The sequence below is a fragment of the Streptomyces sp. NPDC002324 genome (genome assembly GCF_053593335.1).
In genome coordinates, this window is the sequence record NZ_JBSFCF010000042.1 from 28087 (window position 1) to 48522 (window position 20436).

At 71.1% G+C, this 20436-nt stretch carries 17 protein-coding genes and 1 pseudogene; 11 read left to right on the forward strand and 7 right to left on the reverse strand.

Annotation, left to right across the window (positions count from 1 at the left end):
* Positions 1-34 precede the first annotated feature (34 nt).
* From ACWCRJ_RS36845 to ACWCRJ_RS36865, 5 genes are all read right to left on the reverse strand, one after another.
* Entirely contained in the window at positions 35-355 is a 321-nt protein-coding gene (locus ACWCRJ_RS36845; protein ID WP_046915211.1) for an L-rhamnose mutarotase, read from the reverse strand.
* Between the two features lie 46 nt (positions 356-401).
* The gene (rhaS, locus tag ACWCRJ_RS36850) at positions 402-1484 is read right to left on the reverse strand and encodes a rhamnose ABC transporter substrate-binding protein (protein WP_450943370.1); all 1083 of its coding nucleotides are present in this window, start codon (positions 1482-1484) and stop codon (positions 402-404) included.
* Positions 1485-1601: 117 nt separating this feature from the next.
* Entirely contained in the window at positions 1602-2636 is a 1035-nt protein-coding gene (locus ACWCRJ_RS36855) for an ABC transporter permease (RefSeq protein ID WP_450943371.1), read from the reverse strand.
* On the reverse strand, positions 2629-3669 hold the full coding sequence (locus tag ACWCRJ_RS36860) for an ABC transporter permease (protein ID WP_450943372.1): 1041 nt from the start codon (positions 3667-3669) through the stop codon (positions 2629-2631). Before ACWCRJ_RS36860 ends, ACWCRJ_RS36855 begins: the two co-directional genes overlap by 8 nt.
* Entirely contained in the window at positions 3666-5183 is a 1518-nt protein-coding gene (locus ACWCRJ_RS36865; protein WP_450943373.1) for a sugar ABC transporter ATP-binding protein, read from the reverse strand. The genes ACWCRJ_RS36860 and ACWCRJ_RS36865 overlap by 4 nt, the downstream gene beginning before the upstream one ends.
* A 257-nt stretch (positions 5184-5440) precedes the next feature.
* Here ACWCRJ_RS36865 and rhaI point away from each other — a divergent pair, with 257 nt between their 5' ends.
* The 10 genes and pseudogenes from rhaI to ACWCRJ_RS36915 all read left to right on the forward strand — a co-directional run bounded on the left by rhaI (position 5441) and on the right by ACWCRJ_RS36915 (position 17962).
* The gene (rhaI, locus tag ACWCRJ_RS36870) at positions 5441-6610 is read left to right on the forward strand and encodes an L-rhamnose isomerase (protein ID WP_450943374.1); all 1170 of its coding nucleotides are present in this window, start codon (positions 5441-5443) and stop codon (positions 6608-6610) included.
* A gap of 290 nt (positions 6611-6900) precedes the next feature.
* The gene (locus ACWCRJ_RS36875) at positions 6901-8940 is read left to right on the forward strand and encodes a bifunctional aldolase/short-chain dehydrogenase (protein ID WP_450943375.1); all 2040 of its coding nucleotides are present in this window, start codon (positions 6901-6903) and stop codon (positions 8938-8940) included.
* Between the two features lie 20 nt (positions 8941-8960).
* Entirely contained in the window at positions 8961-10397 is a 1437-nt protein-coding gene (locus ACWCRJ_RS36880) for a rhamnulokinase (RefSeq protein ID WP_450943406.1), read from the forward strand.
* A gap of 147 nt (positions 10398-10544) precedes the next feature.
* Positions 10545-11300 (forward strand): (Fe-S)-binding protein, encoded by a 756-nt coding sequence (locus ACWCRJ_RS36885; RefSeq protein WP_450943376.1) that lies wholly within the window; start codon positions 10545-10547, stop codon positions 11298-11300.
* Entirely contained in the window at positions 11297-12775 is a 1479-nt protein-coding gene (locus ACWCRJ_RS36890) for a LutB/LldF family L-lactate oxidation iron-sulfur protein (protein WP_450943377.1), read from the forward strand. The genes ACWCRJ_RS36885 and ACWCRJ_RS36890 overlap by 4 nt, the downstream gene beginning before the upstream one ends.
* Positions 12772-13416 (forward strand): annotated as a pseudogene (locus ACWCRJ_RS36895) (LutC/YkgG family protein); the annotation flags it as partial. The gene ACWCRJ_RS36890 and the pseudogene ACWCRJ_RS36895, both read left to right, overlap by 4 nt.
* Positions 13417-13571: 155 nt before the next feature.
* Positions 13572-14366: an SAM-dependent methyltransferase gene (locus ACWCRJ_RS36900; RefSeq protein WP_450943378.1), complete on the forward strand. Its 795-nt coding sequence runs from the start codon at positions 13572-13574 to the stop codon at positions 14364-14366.
* 425 nt (positions 14367-14791) lie between these two features.
* Entirely contained in the window at positions 14792-15235 is a 444-nt protein-coding gene (locus ACWCRJ_RS36905; RefSeq protein WP_005484126.1) for a Fur family transcriptional regulator, read from the forward strand.
* Positions 15236-15259: 24 nt separating this feature from the next.
* Positions 15260-17476 (forward strand): catalase/peroxidase HPI, encoded by a 2217-nt coding sequence (gene katG, locus ACWCRJ_RS36910; protein ID WP_450943379.1) that lies wholly within the window; start codon positions 15260-15262, stop codon positions 17474-17476.
* Between the two features lie 180 nt (positions 17477-17656).
* Positions 17657-17962: a molybdopterin dinucleotide binding domain-containing protein gene (locus tag ACWCRJ_RS36915; RefSeq protein WP_450943380.1), complete on the forward strand. Its 306-nt coding sequence runs from the start codon at positions 17657-17659 to the stop codon at positions 17960-17962.
* On the opposite strand, the gene ACWCRJ_RS36920 is transcribed toward ACWCRJ_RS36915, so the two are convergent.
* Both ACWCRJ_RS36920 and ACWCRJ_RS36925 read right to left on the reverse strand, forming a co-directional pair.
* A complete protein-coding gene (locus ACWCRJ_RS36920; protein WP_450943381.1) occupies positions 17916-18692 on the reverse strand; it encodes an SDR family oxidoreductase in 777 nt (258 codons plus the stop codon). The genes ACWCRJ_RS36915 and ACWCRJ_RS36920 overlap by 47 nt on opposite strands.
* Positions 18693-18760: 68 nt before the next feature.
* On the reverse strand, positions 18761-19528 hold the full coding sequence (locus ACWCRJ_RS36925; protein WP_450943382.1) for an IclR family transcriptional regulator: 768 nt from the start codon (positions 19526-19528) through the stop codon (positions 18761-18763).
* Positions 19529-19650: 122 nt separating this feature from the next.
* Between ACWCRJ_RS36925 and ACWCRJ_RS36930 the strand changes: the two genes are divergently transcribed.
* Entirely contained in the window at positions 19651-20424 is a 774-nt protein-coding gene (locus ACWCRJ_RS36930; protein WP_450943383.1) for an SDR family oxidoreductase, read from the forward strand.
* Positions 20425-20436: the final 12 nt, after the last annotated feature.

Consider the following 20436-nt stretch of genomic DNA (forward strand, 5'->3'; position numbering starts at 1 on the left):
AATGGGGAGGGGGAGGGTGCTGCGACGTGGGGGGTCAGGCGAGGTGGAAGACCTCGGTGAGGGGCTTCATGGCCTCGTCGGGCCGGGCGCCGTCGAGGGACTCGAAGAACGGCGCCATCTCCTTCTGCCAGCGGGCGTTGACCTCGGCGGCCTCCATGCCGGCGAGTGCCGCCGGGAAGTCCTCGGTCTCCAGGTAGCCGACGAGCAGGCCGTCGTCGCGCAGGAAGAGGGAGTAGTTGTGCCAGCCGGTGGCCGAGAGAGCCTGAAGCATCTCCGGCCACACGGCGGCGTGCCGCTCGCGGTACTCGTCGATCCGGTCCGCACGGACCTTGAGGAGGAAGCAGACGCGCTGCATGAGAACCGCTCCTGGGGTGAGGGGGGTGGTGACGCCGGTTCGTGGATCAGAAGTCGAACTTGTCGATGTTGTCCTTGGTGAAGACGGTCGGCTTGCCGAGGCTGATCACGCCGTCCTTGCCGATGGTGTACTCGCCCATGTCACCGGCGGTGAAGGTCTCGCCCTCCTTGCCGGTGATCTGGCCGGAGACCAGCGCCACCGCGGTACGGGCGGCCAGCTCGCCGAGCTTCGCCGGGTCCCACAGCTCGAAGCCCTCGACCGTGCCGTCCTTGACGTACTTGCGCATGTCGTTGGGGGTGCCGAGGCCGGTCAGCTTGACCTTGCCCTTGTACTTGGAGCCCGACAGGTACTGGGCGGCGGCCTTGATGCCGACCGTGGTCGGGGAGATGATCCCCTTGAGATTCGGGTACTCCTGGAGCAGGCCCTGGGTCTGCTGGAAGGACTTCTGGGCGTCGTCGTCACCGTAGGCGACCTTGACCAGCTTGATGTCCTTGTACTTGGGGTCCTCCAGCTCCTTCTTCATGAAGTCGATCCAGACGTTCTGGTTCGTCGCGGTCTGCGCGGCCGACAGGACGGCGATCTCGCCCTTGTAGCCGATCTGCTCGGCGAGCAGCTGGACCTCGGTGCGGCCCAGGTCCTCGGCGCTGGCCTGCGAGACGAAGGCGTTGCGGCACTCCGGCTTGGTGTCGGAGTCGTAGGTGACGACCTTGATGTCGTTGCTCATGGCCTGCTTGAGCGCGGTGCACAGGGCGCCCGGGTCCTGGGCGGAGACGGCCATGGCGTCGACCTGCTGCTGGGTGAGCGTGTTGACGTAGTTGACCTGGCCGGAGGTGTCCGTCGCGCTGGACGGGCCGACCTCCTTGTAGCTGGAGCCCAGCTCCTTCAGGGCCGCCTCGCCGCCCTTGTCGGCCGAGGTGAAGTAGGGGTTGTTGACCTGCTTGGGCAGGAAGCCGACGGTCAGGCCCTTCTTCAGCGCGGCGTTCGGGTCGGCCTTGCCGGTGGCCGCCGCGGAGGCGGCGTTGTCCTTGACGTCGCTCTTGGTGGTACCGCCGCAGGCGGTGACGGCGAGCGCGAAGGAGGTGACGGCGGCGAGGGCCGCACAGGAACGACGGAGGGTGGCTCTGCGCATGACGGAGGAGTCCTTTACGACGAGGGATGGTGTCGCGCCCCGAAGAGGGCACGGTGAGGTCTTCGCTGTGCGGCTGCCGCCGCGTGCGCGCGACCGGCCACGAACGGCCGGCAGCTGTCAGACGGCCGTCTTGCGAACGGCCTCGCCGGCGGTTCCGCCGGCGGATCGTCGGCCGGCCCGGGCGAGAGCGACCTGCCTCGCCACCCGGGGGCCGAGCACGGACAGCACGAGCAGGACGCCGGTGACGACGATCTGCGACTGTGCCGAGACGTCCTGCAGGCTCATCACGTTCTGCAGGGTGCCGAGCAGGAACACACCGGCGATCGCGCCGCCGAGTGTGCCCTTGCCGCCGTCGAAGTCGATGCCGCCGAGCAACACGGCGGCGATGACGGACAGTTCGAGCCCGGTGGCGTTGTCGTAGCGGGCGCTGGCGTAGTGCAGCGCCCAGAAGACGCCGGTGAGGGAGGCCATGAGGCCGGTCACCGTGAAGAGGATCAGCTTCTGGCGCTTGACGCGGATGCCGGTGAAGCGCGCGGCCTCCTCACTGGCGCCGATCGCGAACAGGGAGCGCCCGAACGGGGTGGCGTGCAGGGCGACCACGGCGATGACGAGCAGCACCAGGAAGGGGATGAAGGCCTGGGGGACGAAGCTGTCGCCGATCCGGCCCGCCGCGAAGTCCAGGTACTGCGTGGGGAAGTCGGTCACCGCGTCGGAGCCGAGCACGATCTGTGCGATGCCCCGGTAGGCGGCGAGCGTACCGATGGTGACGGCGAGGGAGGACAGGCCGAGCCGGGTGACGAGCAGGCCGTTGATCAGTCCGCAGACGACACCGAGGAGCAGGCAGATCGGGATGATCGCCTCGATGGTCAGGCCCTGGTTCCACAGGGCGCCCATCACCGCGCCGGACAGTCCGGCGGTGGAGGCGACCGACAGGTCGATCTCGCCGGAGACCACCAGGAGGGTCATCGGGAGGGCGACCAGCGCGATCGGCAGGGTGTTGCCGATGAGGAAGGACAGGTTGAGCGCGTTGCCGAAGCCGTCGACGGTGGAGAAGGACAGCAGGAGCACGACGACGAACGTGGCACCGACCGCCGAGTCCCACCTCTTCAAGGAGGACCAGCCGCTCGCACGCGACAGGGACAGGTCAGCCATGGCGGGCGTTCCTCTTCTTCAGGGCGGCCGCCACCCGCAGCGCGACCACACGGTCGACCGCGATGGCGAGGATGAGCAGGATGCCGTTGATGGCCAGCACCCACACCGAGCTGACGCCGAGGGCGGGCAGCACGCTGTTGATGGAGGTCAGCAGCAGGGCACCGAGCGCCGCGCCGTAGACGCTGCCGGAGCCGCCGGTGAAGACCACGCCGCCGACCACGACCGCGCTCACGACGGTGAGTTCGTAGCCGTTGCCGGTGCTGGAGTCGACGTTGCCGAAGCGGGCCAGGTACAGGGCCCCGGCGAGGCCGGCGAGGGCGCCGCAGAAGGTGTAGGCGATCAGGATCCGCTTGCGGACCGGGATACCGGCGAGGCGGGCGGCCTCCGGGTTGGAGCCGAGGGCGTACAGCTCGCGGCCGCTGCCGAAGTGCTTCATGTAGTACGCCGTCGCGACCAGGACCGCGACCGCGATCAGGGCCAGGTACGGCACCGCGGAGATGCCGCCGGAGCCGAAGTCGACGAATCCGTCGGGCAGCGCGGACGCGGTGATCTGGCGGGAGCCGACCCAGATCGAGTCGATGCCCCGGATGATGTAGAGCGTGCCGAGGGTGACGACGAGGGCGGGCACCTGGCCGAGGCTGACGAGCAGACCGTTCAGCAGACCGAAGCCGATGCCCAGCAGGACCGCCAGGGCCACGGCCACGACCACGTTGCCGCCGCCCTGGAGATACGTACCGGCGGCGAAGGCGCTGATGCCGAGGGTGGAGCCGACCGACAGGTCGACGTTGCGGGTGATGACGACCAGCGACTGGCCGACGGCGACCAGCACGAGGATGGTCGCGTTGAGCAGGAGGTCCTTGATGCCTTGCTCGGTGAGGAACTCGCTGTTGCCCAGCTGGGTGACGACGATCATCACCAGGAAGACGACCAGGATGGCGAGTTCGCGCATCTTGAAGACGCGGTCCACGAGCCGGGTGCCGCTGGACTTCGGCACCTCGGCGACGGGGGTGTTCTCGGGGGCGGTCACCGTCATGCGGCGGCCCTCCCGGTGGCTGCGGCCATCACGGTTTCCTCGGTGGCTTCGGAGCGAGGGATCTCGGCGGTGAGCCGGCCCTCGTGCATCACGAGCACGCGGTCGGCCATGCCGAGGATCTCGGGCAGGTCGGAGGAGATCATCAGTACGGCCACGCCGTCGGCGGCGAGCTGACTGAGGAGGCGGTGCACCTCGGCCTTCGTACCGACGTCGATGCCGCGGGTGGGCTCGTCGACGATCAGTACCTTCGGCCCGGTGGCGAGCCACTTGGCGAGGACGACCTTCTGCTGGTTGCCGCCGGACAGCGTGTTCACGGTGTCGGCGATCCGGGCGTACTTGACCTGGAGCTTGACGGCCCAGTCGAGGGCGCGGTCGCGTTCGGCGCCGCGGTCGACGAGGCCGGCCTTCACGGTCCTGCGGAGTCCGGTGAGGCCGATGTTCCGTTCGATGGACATGTCCATCACCAGGCCCTGGGCGCGTCGGTCCTCAGGGACCAGAGCGAGTCCGGCGGCCATCGCGGTGGACGGGGCGCCGTTGGTGAGCGCGCGGCCGTCGAGGTCGACCTCGCCCGCGTCCCAGCGGTCGATGCCGAAGACGGCCCGCGCCACCTCCGTGCGGCCGGCGCCGACGAGGCCGGCCAGGCCGACGATCTCGCCGCGGCGCACGTCGAAGGAGACGTCGGTGAAGACGCCCTCGCGGGTCAGCCGGCGCACGCTCAGCGCGACCTCGCCCGGCTCGACCTCCTGCTTGGGGTACAGCTCCTCCAGGTCGCGGCCGACCATGCGGCGGACCAGGTCGTCCTCGGTCATGCCCTCGACCGGCTCGCTGGAGATCCAGGCGCCGTCGCGCAGGGTGGTGACCCGCTGGCAGATCTGGAAGATCTCCTCCAGGCGGTGGGAGATGAACAGGACGGCGGAGCCCTGCTCGCGCAGGGTGCGGACGACGCCGAAGAGGCGGGCCACCTCGCTGCCGGTGAGGGCCGCCGTCGGCTCGTCCATGATCAGGACGCGGGCGTCGAAGGACAGCGCCTTGGCGATCTCCACGATCTGCTGGTCGGCGATGGACAGGCCGCGCGCCGGGCGGTCGGGGTCGAGTTCGACTCCGAGCCGCCGCATCAGGGCGAGGGTGGCCGCGTGGGTGGCCCTGTGATCGATACGGCCGAGGGCGCGCCGCGGCTGGCGGCCCATGAAGATGTTCTCGGCGATCGAAAGATCGGGAAAGAGAGTGGGCTCCTGGTAGATCACGGCGATGCCCGCGTCCCGGGCGTCGGCCGGGCCGTGGAAGACCGTGGGCTCGCCGTCGAGGAGCACCTGACCGGAGTCCGGTCGGTGCACCCCGGCGAGGCTCTTGATCAGGGTCGACTTGCCCGCGCCGTTCTCCCCGGCGAGTGCGTGCACCTCGCCCGGGAACAGGTCGAGGGACACGTCCCGCAGGGCGCGTACGGCGCCGAAGGACTTGGAAACGCCCTGCAACGCGAGAACGGGGGCCGGACCCGTGTCGGACGGGTGGGTCATGAGGGCTCCTCGACGACGGGCGGTGGCCAGCGAACGGCTGCCTCACTCCGTCGTGAAAGGTTTCAACTAGGTTGCCGGGACGTTAGGCACCAGTCGCATGTCGCGTCAATGGGTCCCGGTCGAAATTCTTTCGATAGAAGTGGTCACAACCGAGTCACGGAGAACGGCATGGAGCAGAGGGGTTGACAGCCCGGCGAGCCGCTCATAGTTTCCGGTGCTGAATCGTTTCAGACATCAAAGCCTGTAGGAGCCCTGACGTGACCGAGCTCGCCGCGGTGAAGGCCGCCCTCAAGACCCAGGCCGTCGAGACGCCGTCGTGGGCGTACGGAAACTCCGGAACGCGCTTCAAGGTGTTCGCCCAACAGGGTGTCCCCCGCGATCCCTGGGAGAAGCTGGACGACGCCGGCAAGGTCCACGAGTTCACCGGCGTGGCGCCGACGGTCGCCCTGCACATCCCCTGGGACAAGGTCGAGGGCTCCGATGGATACGCAGAGCTGGCGAAGCACGCCGAGGAGCGTGGCGTGAAGCTGGGCGCCATCAACTCCAACACCTTCCAGGACGACGACTACAAGCTGGGCAGCGTCTGCCACCCGGACGCGGCGGTGCGGCGCAAGGCCGTCGATCACCTGCTGGAGTGCGTCGACATCATGGACGCGACGGGGTCGCGGGACCTGAAGCTGTGGTTCGCCGACGGTACGAACTATCCCGGCCAGGACGACATCCGCGAGCGTCAGGACCGGCTGGCCGAGGCCCTCGCCGAGGTCTACGGGCGACTCGGCGACGGCCAGCGGATGCTGCTGGAGTACAAGTTCTTCGAGCCGGCCTTCTACGCGACCGACGTGCCGGACTGGGGCACCGCCTACGCCCACTGTCTGAAGCTCGGCCCGAAGGCGCAGGTCGTGGTCGACACCGGGCACCACGCGCCGGGTACCAACATCGAGTTCATCGTGGCGACGCTGCTGCGTGAGGGGAAGCTCGGCGCGTTCGACTTCAACTCCCGGTTCTACGCGGACGACGACCTGATGGTGGGCTCCGCGGACCCCTTCCAGCTGTTCCGGATCATGTACGAGGTCGTGCGCGGCGGCGGGTTCACCCCCGAGGTCGCGTTCATGCTCGACCAGTGCCACAACATCGAGGCGAAGATCCCGGCGATCATCCGGTCGGTGATGAACGTGCAGGAGGCCACGGCGAAGGCGCTGCTGGTCGACGGGGACGCGCTGCGCGCCGCCCAGCGGGCCGGGGACGTGCTGGAGGCCAACGCGGTGGTGATGGACGCGTACAACACGGATGTGCGGCCGTTGCTGCGTGAGGTGCGCGAGGAGATGGGGCTGGACCCCGAGCCCCTGCAGGCGTACCGCCGGTCCGGGTGGGCCTCGAAGATCGTCGAGGAGCGGGTCGGTGGGGAACAGGCGGGCTGGGGGGCGTGAGCGCTGCGCCGGCCTGACGCCGATGGCCGCGTCTCGTCCGCCGAGTTCCGTCGGATGCGGGCCGCGGGCCGGTTCCTGGCTGGTCGCGCAGTTCCCCGCGCCTCTGAAAGACCAGGCCCTGCGGGCCTGGAAGACCACGGCCCCGCGGGCCTGAGAAGCATGGGGCGCAGCCCCTGCCTCTCAGGGGCGCGGGGAACTGCGCGAGAAGCCCCACCGGGCCGCACTCGGCGACGCACCCCCGACGCCCGCGCTGACCCCGTACCCATCTCACCGTTAAGGATTGATCGCACATGGCAACCCATCCCGAAGCCGCAGCCCTGCTCGCCCGGTCCCGTCGGCTCGGTGCCGATCCCCGGAACACCAACTACGCCGGCGGCAACACCTCCGCCAAGGGGAACGACACCGATCCCGTCACCGGGGGCGAGGTGGAGCTGATGTGGGTGAAGGGGTCCGGCGGTGACCTCGGGACGCTCACCGAGGCGGGGCTGGCCGTGCTGCGGCTGGACCGGATGCGGGCGCTCGCCGACGTGTACCCGGGGGTGGAGCGCGAGGACGAGATGGTCGCCGCGTTCGACTACTGCCTGCACGGCAAGGGCGGGGCGGCGCCGTCCATCGACACCGCCATGCACGGGCTGGTGGACGCCGCCCACGTCGACCATCTGCACCCCGACTCCGGGATCGCGCTCGCCTGCGCGGCCGACGGGGAGAAGCTGACCGCCGAGTGTTTCGGGGACAGTGTGGTGTGGGTGCCGTGGCGCCGGCCGGGCTTCCAGCTCGGGCTGGACATCGCGGCGGTCAAGCGGGAGAACCCGGGGGCCGTCGGCTGCGTGCTGGGCGGGCACGGGATCACGGCCTGGGGCGACACCGCCGAGGAGTGCGAGAAGAACTCGCTGCACATCATCCGTACCGCCGAGCGGTTCCTCGCCGAGCGGGGCGAGGCCGAGCCGTTCGGGCCCGTCCTGGAGGGCTACACGGCGCTCGCCGCCGCGGAGCGCCGGGAGCGCGCCGCCGTCCTGGCACCGCACATCCGGGCCCTCGCCTCGCAGGACAGGCCGCAGGTCGGGCACTTCACCGACACGGACGTCGTCCTCGACTTCCTGGGACGCGCCGAACACCCGCGGCTCACCGCCCTGGGCACCTCCTGCCCGGACCACTTCCTGCGCACGAAGGTCCGGCCGCTGGTGCTGGACCTCCCGCCGACCGCCGATCTCGACACGGCGATCGCCCGGCTGAAGGAACTGCACGCCGGGTACCGGGACGAGTACGCCGCCTACTACCAGCGGCACGCCGAGCCCGACTCCCCCGCGATGCGCGGCGCGGACCCGGCGATCGTGCTGATCCCGGGCGTGGGCATGTTCAGCTTCGGCAAGGACAAGCAGACCGCGCGCGTGGCCGGCGAGTTCTACGTCAACGCGATCAACGTGATGCGGGGCGCCGAGGCCGTGTCGACGTACGCGCCGATCGAGGAGTCGGAGAAGTTCCGCATCGAGTACTGGGCGCTGGAGGAGGCGAAGCTCCAGCGGATGCCGAAGCCGAAGCCCCTCGCGACCCGCGTGGCACTCGTGACGGGTGCGGGCAGCGGAATCGGGAAGGCGATCGCGCACCGGCTGGTCGCCGAGGGTGCCTGTGTCGTCGTCGCCGATCTGAACGGCGAGAACGCCGCCGCCGTGGCCGAGGAGCTGGGCGGGGCCGACAAGGCCGTCGCCGTGACCGTCGACGTGACGGACGAGGAGCAGATCGGTGCGGCCTTCAGGGCCGCCGCGCTGGCCTTCGGCGGGGTCGACCTCGTCGTCAACAACGCGGGCATCTCGATCTCCAAGCCGCTCCTGGAGACCTCCGCGAAGGACTGGGACCTCCAGCACGACATCATGGCGCGCGGGTCCTTCCTGGTGTCGCGGGAGGCGGCCCGCGTGATGATCGCGCAGGGGCTGGGCGGCGACATCGTCTACATCGCCTCGAAGAACGCCGTCTTCGCCGGGCCCAACAACATCGCCTACTCCGCCACCAAGGCCGACCAGGCCCACCAGGTACGGCTGCTGGCCGCCGAGCTGGGCGAGCACGGCATCCGCGTCAACGGGGTCAACCCCGACGGGGTGGTGCGCGGCTCCGGGATCTTCGCGGCCGGCTGGGGCGCCCAGCGCGCGGCGACCTACGGGATCGAGGAGGAGAAGCTGGGCGAGTTCTACGCGCAGCGGACCATCCTCAAGCGCGAGGTGCTCCCCGAGCACGTGGCGAACGCGGTGTTCGCGCTGACGGGCGGGGAGCTGACGCACACCACCGGTCTGCACGTCCCGGTCGACGCCGGCGTGGCCGCCGCCTTCCTGCGATGAGTACGCACGGGAGCGGGTCCGTGAAGTCGTACGCGGCGGTCGACCTCGGCGCGTCCAGCGGGCGGGTCATGGTCGGCCGCGCGGGGCGGGACTCGCTGGAGCTGGTCGAGGCGCACCGCTTCCCCAACCGTCCGGTGCGCACGCCGGAGGGCCTGCGCTGGGACGTTCTCTCGCTCTACGCGGGGGTCCTGGACGGGCTGAGGGCGGCCGGGCAGGTCGACTCCGTCGGCATCGACAGCTGGGCCGTCGACTACGGGCTGCTGGACGCCGACGGCGCGCTGCTGGGCAACCCGGTGCACTACCGGGACGCCCGTACGGAGGGGGTCGCGGAGAAGGTGTGGGCCACCGTGCCCGCCGCCGAGCTGTACGCGGCGACCGGCCTGCAGTACGCCCCCTTCAACACCCTCTACCAGCTGGTCGCCGCCCGGTCCTCCGCCCAACTTGCCTACGCCGAGCGGTTGTTGCTCATCCCGGATCTGCTGACGTACTGGCTGACGGGTGAGCTGGGCACCGAGCTGACCAATGCCTCGACGACCCAGCTGATCGACCCCCGGACGCGCGACTGGTCCCACGACGTGGCCGAGCGGCTCGGGGTCGACCTGAGGCTGTTCGCGCCGCTGCGGCGGCCCGGGGACCCGGCGGGGCTGCTGCGGACGCGGGTGCTGGAGGAGACCGGGCTGACCGGGCCGGTCCCGGTGACGACGGTCGGGTCGCACGACACCGCCTCGGCGGTGGCCGCCGTCCCCGCGACCGGGGAGCGGTTCGCGTACATCTGTACCGGCACCTGGTCGCTGGCCGGCCTGGAGCTTCAGGCCCCGGTGCTGACCGAGGCGAGCCGGGCGGCCAACTTCACCAATGAGCTGGGGCTCGACGGCACGGTCCGCTACCTGCGGAACATCATGGGGCTGTGGCTGCTCCAGGAGTGCGTACGGGAGTGGGGGGACCCCGATCTCGGCGGACTGCTGCGGGCCGCCGCGACCGTGCCCGCGCTGCGGTCGGTCGTGGACGCCGGGGACGCGGCGTTCCTCGCGCCCGGCCGGATGCCCGAGCGGATCGCGGATGCGTGCCGGGAGTCGGGGCAGCCCGTCCCGGGGACGCCCGCCGAGATCACCCGCTGCATCCTCGACTCGCTGGCCCTCGCCCACCGGCGGGCCGTGACCGAGGCCCAGGCGCTGGCCGACCACCCCGTGGACGTCGTCCACATCGTCGGCGGCGGCACCCGCAACGCCCTGCTCTGCCAGCTCACCGCCGACGCCTGCGGGCTGCCGGTGGTGGCGGGACCGGCGGAGGCGGCGGCCCTGGGCAACGTCCTCGTGCAGGCCCGCACCCACGGCCTGGTGGGCGACCGGGCCTCGATGCGGCAACTCCTCGCCCGCACCCAGCCGCTGGTGCGGTACGAGCCGCAGGGCGACCCGGCGGCCTGGCGCGCGGCGGAGGCCCGGCTCACCGGACGGTGAGCCGGACGGCCCCCAAGGGCCCGCTCCCGGCACCGGTCGGCACGCGGTTCCGCCCGTGTCCGCCGATCGGTGCGGGGGGACTCTCGCCCTGCGCGTATCGACGCCGTACTCTGCACTCATCCGATGACCGACCCCCAAGGAGCCGCGATGCGTGTCGCCCTGTTCCTGACCTGTGTCAACGACACGCTCTATCCGGACACCGGCCGCGCCGTGGTGAAACTGCTGACCAGGCTGGGCGTCGACGTCGACTTCCCGAGCGGGCAGACCTGCTGTGGACAGGCCCACTACAACACCGGGTACCGCCACGAGGCTGAGCCGCTGGCCCGGAAGTTCTCCGATGTATTCCGGGACTACGAGGCGATCGTGACACCGTCCGGCTCCTGCGGGGCGATGGTGCGCGAGTTGTATCCGCGGATGGGCGAGCGGGCGCGGGCGGAGGGGCGCGGGGACACCCTGGCGCGGACGCTGGCGCCGGTGGTGCCGAAGACGTACGAGCTGACCGAGTTCCTGGTGGACGTGCTGGGGGTGACCGACGTCGGCGCGTACTACCCGCACAAGGTGACGTACCACCCCACCTGCCACGGGCTGCGGAGCCTCGGACTGGGGGAGCGGCCCCGGCGGCTGCTCCAGGGCGTGAAGGGGCTGGAGCTGGTGGAGCTGCCCGGCGCGGACGAGTGCTGCGGCTTCGGCGGCACCTTCGCCATGAAGAACTCCGATGTCTCGGCGGCCATGGGCCTGGACAAGGTGCGCAACGCCGAATCGACGGGCGCCGAGGTGCTGTGCGCGGCCGACAACTCCTGCCTCATGCACATCGGCGGCACGATGACCCGGCTGCGCACGGCCGTCCGGCCCGTGCACATCGCGGAGATCCTGGCGAGCACGGAAGAGGAGCCTCTCGCATGAGTGGGACGTATCTCGGTATGCCGGCCTTCCCGAAGGCCGCGCACGAAGCCGTCCACGACACGACACTGCGCGGCAATCTGCGCCACGCCACGCACACCATCCGCGCCAAACGCGCCGCCGCGGTCGCGGAGGTGTCCGACTGGGCCGCGCTGCGCGAGGCCGGCAAGCAGATCAAGGACCACACGCTCCGTCATCTGGACCGGTACCTGGTGCGGCTGGAGGAGTCGGTCACGGCGGCCGGCGGCACGGTCCACTGGGCCGCCGACGCGGACGAGGCCAACCGGATCGTCACGTATCTCGTCAAGGCGACCGGCCAGAGCGAGGTCGTCAAGGTCAAGTCGATGGCCACGCAGGAGATCGGGCTGAACGAGGCTCTCGAAGCCGAGGGCATCCACGCCTACGAGACCGATCTCGCCGAACTCATCGTGCAGCTGGGCAAGGACCGGCCCTCGCACATCCTCGTCCCGGCGATCCACCGCAACCGGGGCGAGATCCGGGACATCTTCGCGCGCGAGATGAGTGAGTGGGGCCGCCCGGCCCCCCAGGGACTCACCGACACGCCGGCCGAGCTGGCGGAGGCCGCGCGGCTGCATCTGCGGGAGAAGTTCCTGCGCGCCAAGGTCGGGGTCTCCGGCGCCAACTTCATGGTCGCCGAGACCGGCACGCTGGTGGTCGTGGAGTCCGAGGGCAACGGCCGGATGTGCCTCACCCTGCCCGAGACGCTGATCTCCGTCGTCGGCATCGAGAAGATCGTCCCGACCTGGCAGGACCTGGAGGTGTTCCTGCAGACCCTCCCCCGCTCCTCGACGGCCGAGCGCATGAACCCGTACACCTCCACCTGGACCGGCACGACGGACGAGGACGGACCGCAGACCTTCCATCTGGTCCTCATCGACAACGGCCGCACCGACACGCTCGCCGACGAGGTCGGCCGCCAGGCCCTGCGCTGCATCCGCTGCTCGGCCTGCCTCAACGTCTGCCCCGTCTACGAGCGGGCCGGCGGCCACGCCTACGGCTCGGTCTACCCGGGCCCCATCGGCGCCATCCTCAGCCCCCAGCTCCGGGGCACGCGCAGCGAGATCGACGCCTCCCTGCCGTACGCCTCCTCGCTGTGCGGAGCCTGCTACGAGGTGTGCCCGGTCGCCATCGACATCCCGGAGGTGCTGGTGCATCTGCGGGAGCGCGTCGCGCAGGGCGGCACCGTGACGGAACGGGGGAACAAGGTCGTGCTCAAGCCCGCGAAGGGGCACGCCGCCGAGCGGGCGGCGATGCGCGCGGCCCGCTGGGCGTTCAGCCACCCCGGCGCGCTGCGGACCGGGCAGCGGCTGGCGTCCCGCACGCGCCGCTTCCACCCCCGGACCCTGCCGGGCCCCGGCAGGGCGTGGAGCGCCAGTCGCGACCTTCCCACACTGCCGCCCGAGCCGTTCCGGGACTGGTGGCAGCGTACGAACGGCGGAAAGGACACGGGCAAGTGAGCAGCAGGGATCTGATCCTGGGCCGGGTGCGGCGCGCCCTCGCCGATGTGCCCCGGGACGACACCCCGTACGAGCGCGCGGTCGAGCGGGGGTATCTCCGGGAGCACGGCGGGCTGGATGTCGCGGAGACGGTGGAGCTGCTGGCGGAGAACCTGGCGGACTACCGGGCGATCGTGCACCGGACGGACACGGACGGGCTTCCCGAAGTCCTCGCCGGGCTGTTGCGCGCGCACGGTTCGACATCGGTGCTGGCTCCGCCGGGGCTGCCCGCCGCCTGGCTGGCGGCGACCGAGGTGACGCGCGTGCCCGACCGCGGCGCGAGCACCGCGGACGAGCTGGACCGGGTCGACAGCGTGGTCACGGCCTGCGCCCTGGCCGTCGCCGAGACCGGCACGATCGTCCTCGACGGCTCCCCCGATCAGGGCCGCCGCCGGATCACCCTGGTGCCCGACCACCACATCTGCGTCGTCCGCGTACCGGGACAGGTCGTGTCGTCGGTGCCGCAGGCCCTCGAACGCCTCGACCCGGCCCGCCCGTTGACCTGGATCTCCGGCCCGTCCGCCACCAGTGACATCGAGCTGGACCGGGTGGAGGGCGTGCACGGTCCGCGCACCCTGGAGGTGGTGCTGGTGACCGGGAGCGACGACCAGGGCGACCAGGGCCCTTCGGAGGGCGCAAGGGAGCGTTCGGCCGGATCTCGACGGTGGGCGGTCGTTCCGGTGGCTGTCCACCGATCACGTACGTGGCGATCTTGCTAGGTTGTCGGCGGCCACAGACGCCAACACGGGGAGCAGCCATGCCACTTGACCGTCCGGTGATCAACAGCGGTGTTCCGCACTCGGCGCGGATCTGGAACTACTGGCTCGGCGGCAAGGACTGCTACGAGATCGACCGGCAGGTCGGTGACGAGATACGTGGGGTCAACCCGCAGATCGTCGACATCGCCCGCGCCCAGCGGGCGTTCCTGCGCAGAGCGGTCACCCACCTGACCGAGGAGGCCGGCTTACGCCAGTTCCTCGACATCGGCACCGGGCTGCCCACCGCGGACAACACCCACGAGGTCGCCCAGCGCTCGGCACCGGACGCGCGGATCGTCTACGCCGACCACGACCCCACCGTCCTCGTCCATGCCCACGCCCTGCTCACCAGCACCCCCGAGGGCGCCACCGCCTTCGTCGCCGCCGACCTGCGCGACCCGGACACCATCCTGAAGCGCGCGGCCGACACCCTGGACCTCACCCGCCCGGTGGGTCTGATGCTGCTCGGGATCACCGCGCACGTACCCGACGAGAGCGTGTACGGCGTCGTCGCCCGGCTCCTGGACGCCCTGCCCTCCGACAGCCACCTCGTGCTCGCCGACAGCACGGAGGTGTACCGGCCGGAGGCGATGCGCGCGATGGTCGCGCACTGGAACGCGGCGAGCGACAACCCGCGCGTCAACCGCTCCCCCGAGCAGCTCACCCGCTTCTTCGACGGGCTGGAACCGCTGGCACCCGGGCTGGTGTCCGTGGCCCGGTGGCGGTCCGCGCCGGGCCGCTCGGACGAGCCGTCGGAGGTGGACTGTTTCGGCGGCGTGGCCCGCAAGCCTTGAGGGCTCGCGGCACGGCGACGACGGCACCGGAACCACGGTTCAGTCTTGGCCAAAGCTTTTGCGGCCGCCTTCAGGTCCGTCCGCCACGAGCCCCGCTCACGCGGCACCGCGGTCGTCGGCGCGCAGGACGGCGGACGGCGGCGGCGGACGGCGGACGGCAGACGGCAGACGGCAGACGGCAGACGGCAGACGGCAGACGGGTGGAGCGTGTGGCCACGGCGTACGGCCTCGGCTCTCCGTCCGTGGGCAGCAGAGCGCCCCGGTCCCCGGTGACCCGAACCTACCCGCGCCGCGCCCCGCGCCCTCTGTGCGGCCCAGCGGCAGATGCTGTTCGTGGTGTCACGCACGGTGGCCGAAACGGCATCACAAACTTGGGTCGTTCGTTTTCTTGAACTCTTCGTGTTTATGAGGGTAGGTTGGCCCCCATGACCGCATCCCAGCCTCCGAACACCGCCGTGGAGCTGCGCGGTGCCGGCCTGCGGGTGACGGCCGCGCGTGTGGCGCTGCTGGAGACCGTGCGGGACGGCGACCACCTCGGCGTCGAAGCGATCGCCGCAGGGGTGCGCGACCGTGTGGGCCACATATCGCTCCAGGCCGTGTACGAAGCGCTCAACGCACTGGCCGGCGCGGGGCTCGTGCGCCGCCTCGAACCACCCGGCAGCCCCGCCCTGTACGAGGGCCGTGTCGGGGACAACCACCACCACCTCGTGTGCCGCAGTTGCGGTGCCGTGGTCGACGTCGACTGCGCGGTCGGGCACGCCCCGTGCCTGACCGCCTCCGACGACCGCGGCTTCGCGATCGACGAGGCCGAGGTCATCTACTGGGGCTTGTGTCCCCCCTGTTCCGCAGCCAGTACTTCAGCACCGTGATCCACCAGTTCCGGAAGGACTCCCATGACTGAGAACCACGACGCGATCGTCACGGACGCGAAGCCCGAGGAGACGGGCGGCTGCCCGGTCGCCCACGGGCGTGCCGCGCACCCGACCCAGGGCGGCGGGAACCGTCAGTGGTGGCCGGAGCGGCTCAACCTGAAGATCCTCGCCAAGGACCCGGTCGTGGCGAACCCCCTCGGCGGGGAGTTCGACTACGCCGAGGCGTTCAACAACCTCGACCTCGCGGCCGTGAAGCAGGACATCGCCGAGGTGCTGACCACCTCGCAGGACTGGTGGCCGGCCGACTTCGGCAACTACGGCCCGCTGATGATCCGTATGGCCTGGCACAGCGCCGGCACCTACCGCATCAGCGACGGCCGCGGCGGTGGCGGCCGCGGTCAGCAGCGCTTCGCGCCGCTGAACAGCTGGCCGGACAACGGCAACCTGGACAAGGCCCGCCGTCTGCTGTGGCCGGTCAAGAAGAAGTACGGCCAGTCGATCTCCTGGGCCGACCTCATGATCCTCACCGGTAACGTCGCCCTGGAGCAGATGGGCTTCGAGACCTTCGGCTTCGCCGGCGGCCGTGCCGACGTCTGGGAGGCCGACGAGGACGTGTACTGGGGTCCCGAGACCACCTGGCTGGACGACCAGCGCTACACCGGCGACCGCGAGCTGGAGAACCCGCTCGGCGCCGTCCAGATGGGCCTGATCTACGTCAACCCCGAGGGCCCCAACGGCAACCCGGACCCGCTCGCCGCGGCCCGCGACATCCGTGAGACCTTCCGCCGCATGGCGATGAACGACGAGGAGACCGTCGCCCTCATCGCCGGTGGTCACACCTTCGGCAAGACCCACGGCGCCGGCCCCGCGGACAACGTCGGCGACGACCCCGAGGCCGCCTCCATGGAGGAGCAGGGCCTGGGCTGGAAGTCCACCTTCGCCACCGGCAAGGGCGGCGACGCCATCACCTCCGGCCTGGAGGTCACCTGGACCGCCACGCCGACCCAGTGGAGCAACGGGTTCTTCAAGAACCTGTTCGAGTTCGAGTACGAGCTGTCGGAGTCCCCGGCCGGCGCCAAGCAGTGGGTCGCCAAGGACGCCGAGGCGATCATCCCCGACGCCCATGACGCGTCGAAGAAGCACCTCCCGACGATGCTCACCACCGACCTGTCGCTCCGCTTCGACCCGATCTACGCGGAGATCTCGCGTCGCTTCTACGAGCACCCCGACCAGTTCGCGGACGCCTTCGCCCGCGCCTGGTTCAAGCTGACCCACCGTGACATGGGCCCGAAGTCGCTGTACCTCGGCCCGGAGGTCCCGGCGGAGACCCTGCTGTGGCAGGACCCGCTGCCGCAGGCCGAGGGCCCGGCCATCGACGCCGCCGACATCGCCGCGCTCAAGACCAAGCTCCTCGCCTCGGGTCTGACCGTCTCGCAGCTGGTGTCCACCGCGTGGGCTTCGGCCTCCACCTTCCGTGCCAGCGACAAGCGCGGCGGCGCCAACGGCGCCCGTATCCGCCTGGAGCCCCAGCGCGGCTGGGAGGTCAACAACCCGGACGACCTGCGTCACGTCCTGAGCGTCCTGGAGGGCGTGCAGGCGGAGTTCAACGCCGGCTCGAAGAAGGTCTCCCTGGCCGACCTGATCGTCCTCGGCGGCGCCGCCGCGGTCGAGAAGGCCGCCAAGGACGCCGGCTTCGACGTCGTGGTGCCCTTCACCCCCGGCCGTGTGGACGCGACCGAGGAGCACACGGACGCCGAGTCGTTCGCCGCGCTGGAGCCGGCGGCCGACGGTTTCCGCAACTACCAGGGCAAGGGCAACCGCCTCCCCGCCGAGTACCTGCTGCTCGACAGGGCCAACCTGCTCTCGCTGAGCGCCCCCGAGCTGACGGTCCTCGTCGGTGGTCTGCGGGTCCTGGGCGCCAACCACGCCGGGTCCACGCACGGTGTCTTCACCGGCACCCCGGGCGTGCTCACCAACGACTTCTTCGTCAACCTGCTGGACCTGGGCACGACGTGGAAGTCCACCTCCGCCGACCAGACCCTCTTCGAGGGCCGTGACGCGGACACCGGCGAGGTCAAGTGGACCGGCACCCGTGCCGACCTCGTGTTCGGCTCGAACTCCGAGCTGCGCGCCCTCGCCGAGGTCTACGCGAGCGACGACGCCAAGGAGAAGTTCGTGAAGGACTTCGTCGCGGCGTGGGCCAAGGTCGCCGACCTGGACCGCTTCGACCTGGTCTGATCCTCCCCATCACGGCGTCCGGGCCGGCCCCTCGCGAGGGGCCGGCCCGGGCGTTTTTGGTGGGCACCGGCCTTCGTCATCCGCCGACGCGGGCGGGTACTGGGCATCCCCGCGGAGCGCACGGTTCCGGGTGGCTGTCGCCCGGAGGCAGCTTGGAGGCGAACGATCGGATCGCCGGCCGTGGGGCGACCGGATGCCGTACGGCCGGGCGAGTCCCGGGGCGCCCTGCGGGGGCGGCTGCGGCTCAAGGACGTACGGCCCGGGGTGCTGTTCGTGCCCTTCCCCCACGGCTACTGGGACACGCCCTCCGGGGTGGGGCCCGACGAGAAGACGCCGCCCCGGGCGGCGAACAAGACCACCCTCAGCGCCTGGGACCCCGCCTCCGGACAGCCCCTGTTCAAGACGGCCGCCGCGGCCGTGGCCCCCGTCGCCTCCGGGGTCACCGGCCACCCGGCCGGGGCGGGGCGCTCACGGTGGGCGCGATGACCAGTTCCTCGACGACCGTGCGCGCGGGGAGCGTGGCGCACAGCAGGACGGCTCGTGCCACGTCCTCCGGTCGCACCATCGCGGCCCGCCGCTCCGCGCTCGGCGGGACGGGGCGGCTGTCGTGGGCGGGGGTGTCGACCGCGCCGGGCAGGATGCAGGTCGCCCGGATGTGTTCGTCGCGGAACGAGTTGCGCAGATAGGCCATGAAATTGCGCACGCCCGCCTTCGCCGCGCCGTACGGGGCGCCGCCGAGCGGGGTGGGGCACAGCGCGGCGAGCGAGGAGATCGCGATGACCGAGCCGCCGCCGCGCTCCAGCATGTCCGGGAGGAGCGCCCGGGTCAGGAGGTAGACCCCGGTGAGGTTGACTCCCATGACGGCGTTCCACTCGTCCTCGCCGAGCCCGCGGACGTCGCCGACCGGACCGGCGCCGCCCGCGTTGTGGACGAGGATGTCCACGGGGCCGACGATCTCCCGGGTCCGGTCGGCCAGCCCTCGCACCTCGTCGGCGTTCTCCACGTGCGCGGGGTGGGTGAACGCCGCCCCTCCGGCGTCCGTCACGGCGGTGGCGACCTCGTCGAGGATCTGCCGCCGCCGTCCGACGAGGACCACCGTCGCACCCGCCTCGGCGAGCATCAGGGCTGTCTCCCGGCCGATTCCGGTGCCCGCCCCGGTGACCAGTGCGGTCTTCCCGTCGAGCGGTTTGCCGCGCTTCCCGTCCGGGTCGTCCATGCCGTCAGCCCTCTCCGCAGTGAACTCGCCTTCGCTGCCGGGCAGTTCACCGTGAACGGGAGCGCGGGTCAACGGGACGGCAGCCGGACCCCCAGCTCGTCCGCCGCCGACCGCAGCAGCGGGACCAGGGCGACGAGATCGTCCATGCTGCGGCGGAAGGCGGGCGCGGCGGTGGAGAGGGCGGCGAAGACGGTGCCGTCGGGGCGCAGGATCGGGACCGCCACGGCGCGCAGGCCGGGGTGGTGCTCCTCGTCGGCCGTGGCGTAGCCGAGTTCGGCGGCGCGGGCCACATGGGCGCGCAGGACGTCGCGGTCGGTGACGCTGTTCGGTCCGTGCGGGGTCAGCTCGACACGGTCCAGGAGGTCGGCGCGGACGTCGTCGGGCGCGAAGGCCATCAGGACCTTGCCCATCGAGGTGCAGTGCAACGGCCCGTGGCGGCCCGGCTCGCTGCGGACGCCGACCGGGAGGGGCCCGTCCACATAGTGCACGTACAGGTGCCGGGTGCCGTCGAGGACGGACATCAGGGTGGCTTCCTCGGTCCGCCTCGTCACGCGCTGCATCACGGGGAGGGCGGTGCCGGCGAATCCGTAGACCTGCCCGGCCCGCTGACCGAGCTGGAAGAGTCTCAGGCCCGGCTTGTAGCGCTTGCCGTCGGCCTCGAAGTCCACCAGGCCCTCGCGGCACAGCGAGTTGACCAGGCGGTGGGCGGTGCTGACGGCGACGCCGCTGGCGCGGGCCAGCGCGGACAGGGTGATGCCGTGCGGGTGCTCGCCGACCAGGACGAGCAGCCTGATCGCCCGTCCGACGACGTCCGTGGGTACCTCACTGCCACTCACGGCCGCAAGTTACCACTGAGTGGAAAGACCTCCCCTTGTTGACAGCGACCACGCGTCGACTGACGATGGTTTCCCATTGAGCAGATAAGTTTTCCACTGAGTGGGAAAATAGGAGACCATGTATGACGAGCCACCCCCTCTTCGACGTCAGCGGAAAGGTCGCCCTGGTGACCGGGTCGAGCCGAGGCATCGGCCGGGCGCTGGCCGTCGGCCTGCTGGAGGCCGGCTGCACGGTCGTCCTCAACGGCCGGGACCCCGTGGCGCTGGAGGCCACCCGCGAGGAACTGGCCGAGTCCTTCGGTGAGGCGGTCCGCGCGGAGGCGTTCGACGTCACCGACTCCGCCGCGGTCGCCGCCGGCGTCGCCCGGATCGAGGACGGGGCCGGCCCCCTCGACATCCTGGTCAACAACACCGGCGCCCAACGCCGCGCCCCCTTCCTCGAATTCACCGACGAGGACTGGCACGGCCTGCTCGACACCAACCTCACCAGCGCCTTCCTCGTGGGCCGCGAGGTCGCCCGCCGTATGGTCCCCCGGGGTCACGGCAAGATCATCAACATCTGCTCGCTGCAGAGCGAGGCGGTACGCCCCGCGATCGCGCCCTACTCGGCGACCAAGGGCGGCCTGAAGATGCTCACCAAGGGCATGTGCGCCGACCTCGGGCCGCACGGCATCCAGGTCAACGGCATCGGCCCCGGCTACTTCGACACCGAACTGACCGCCGCGCTGGTCGCGGACGAGGAGTTCAGCGCCTGGGTACGGGGGCGGACCCCCGCCGGCCGCTGGGGCAGGGTGGAGGATCTGGTCGGCGCCCTGCTCTACCTCGCCTCCCCCGCCTCCGACTTCGTCAACGGGCAACTGCTGTACGTCGACGGCGGCATGCTGTCTGTCCTGTGAACCGGCCGACGC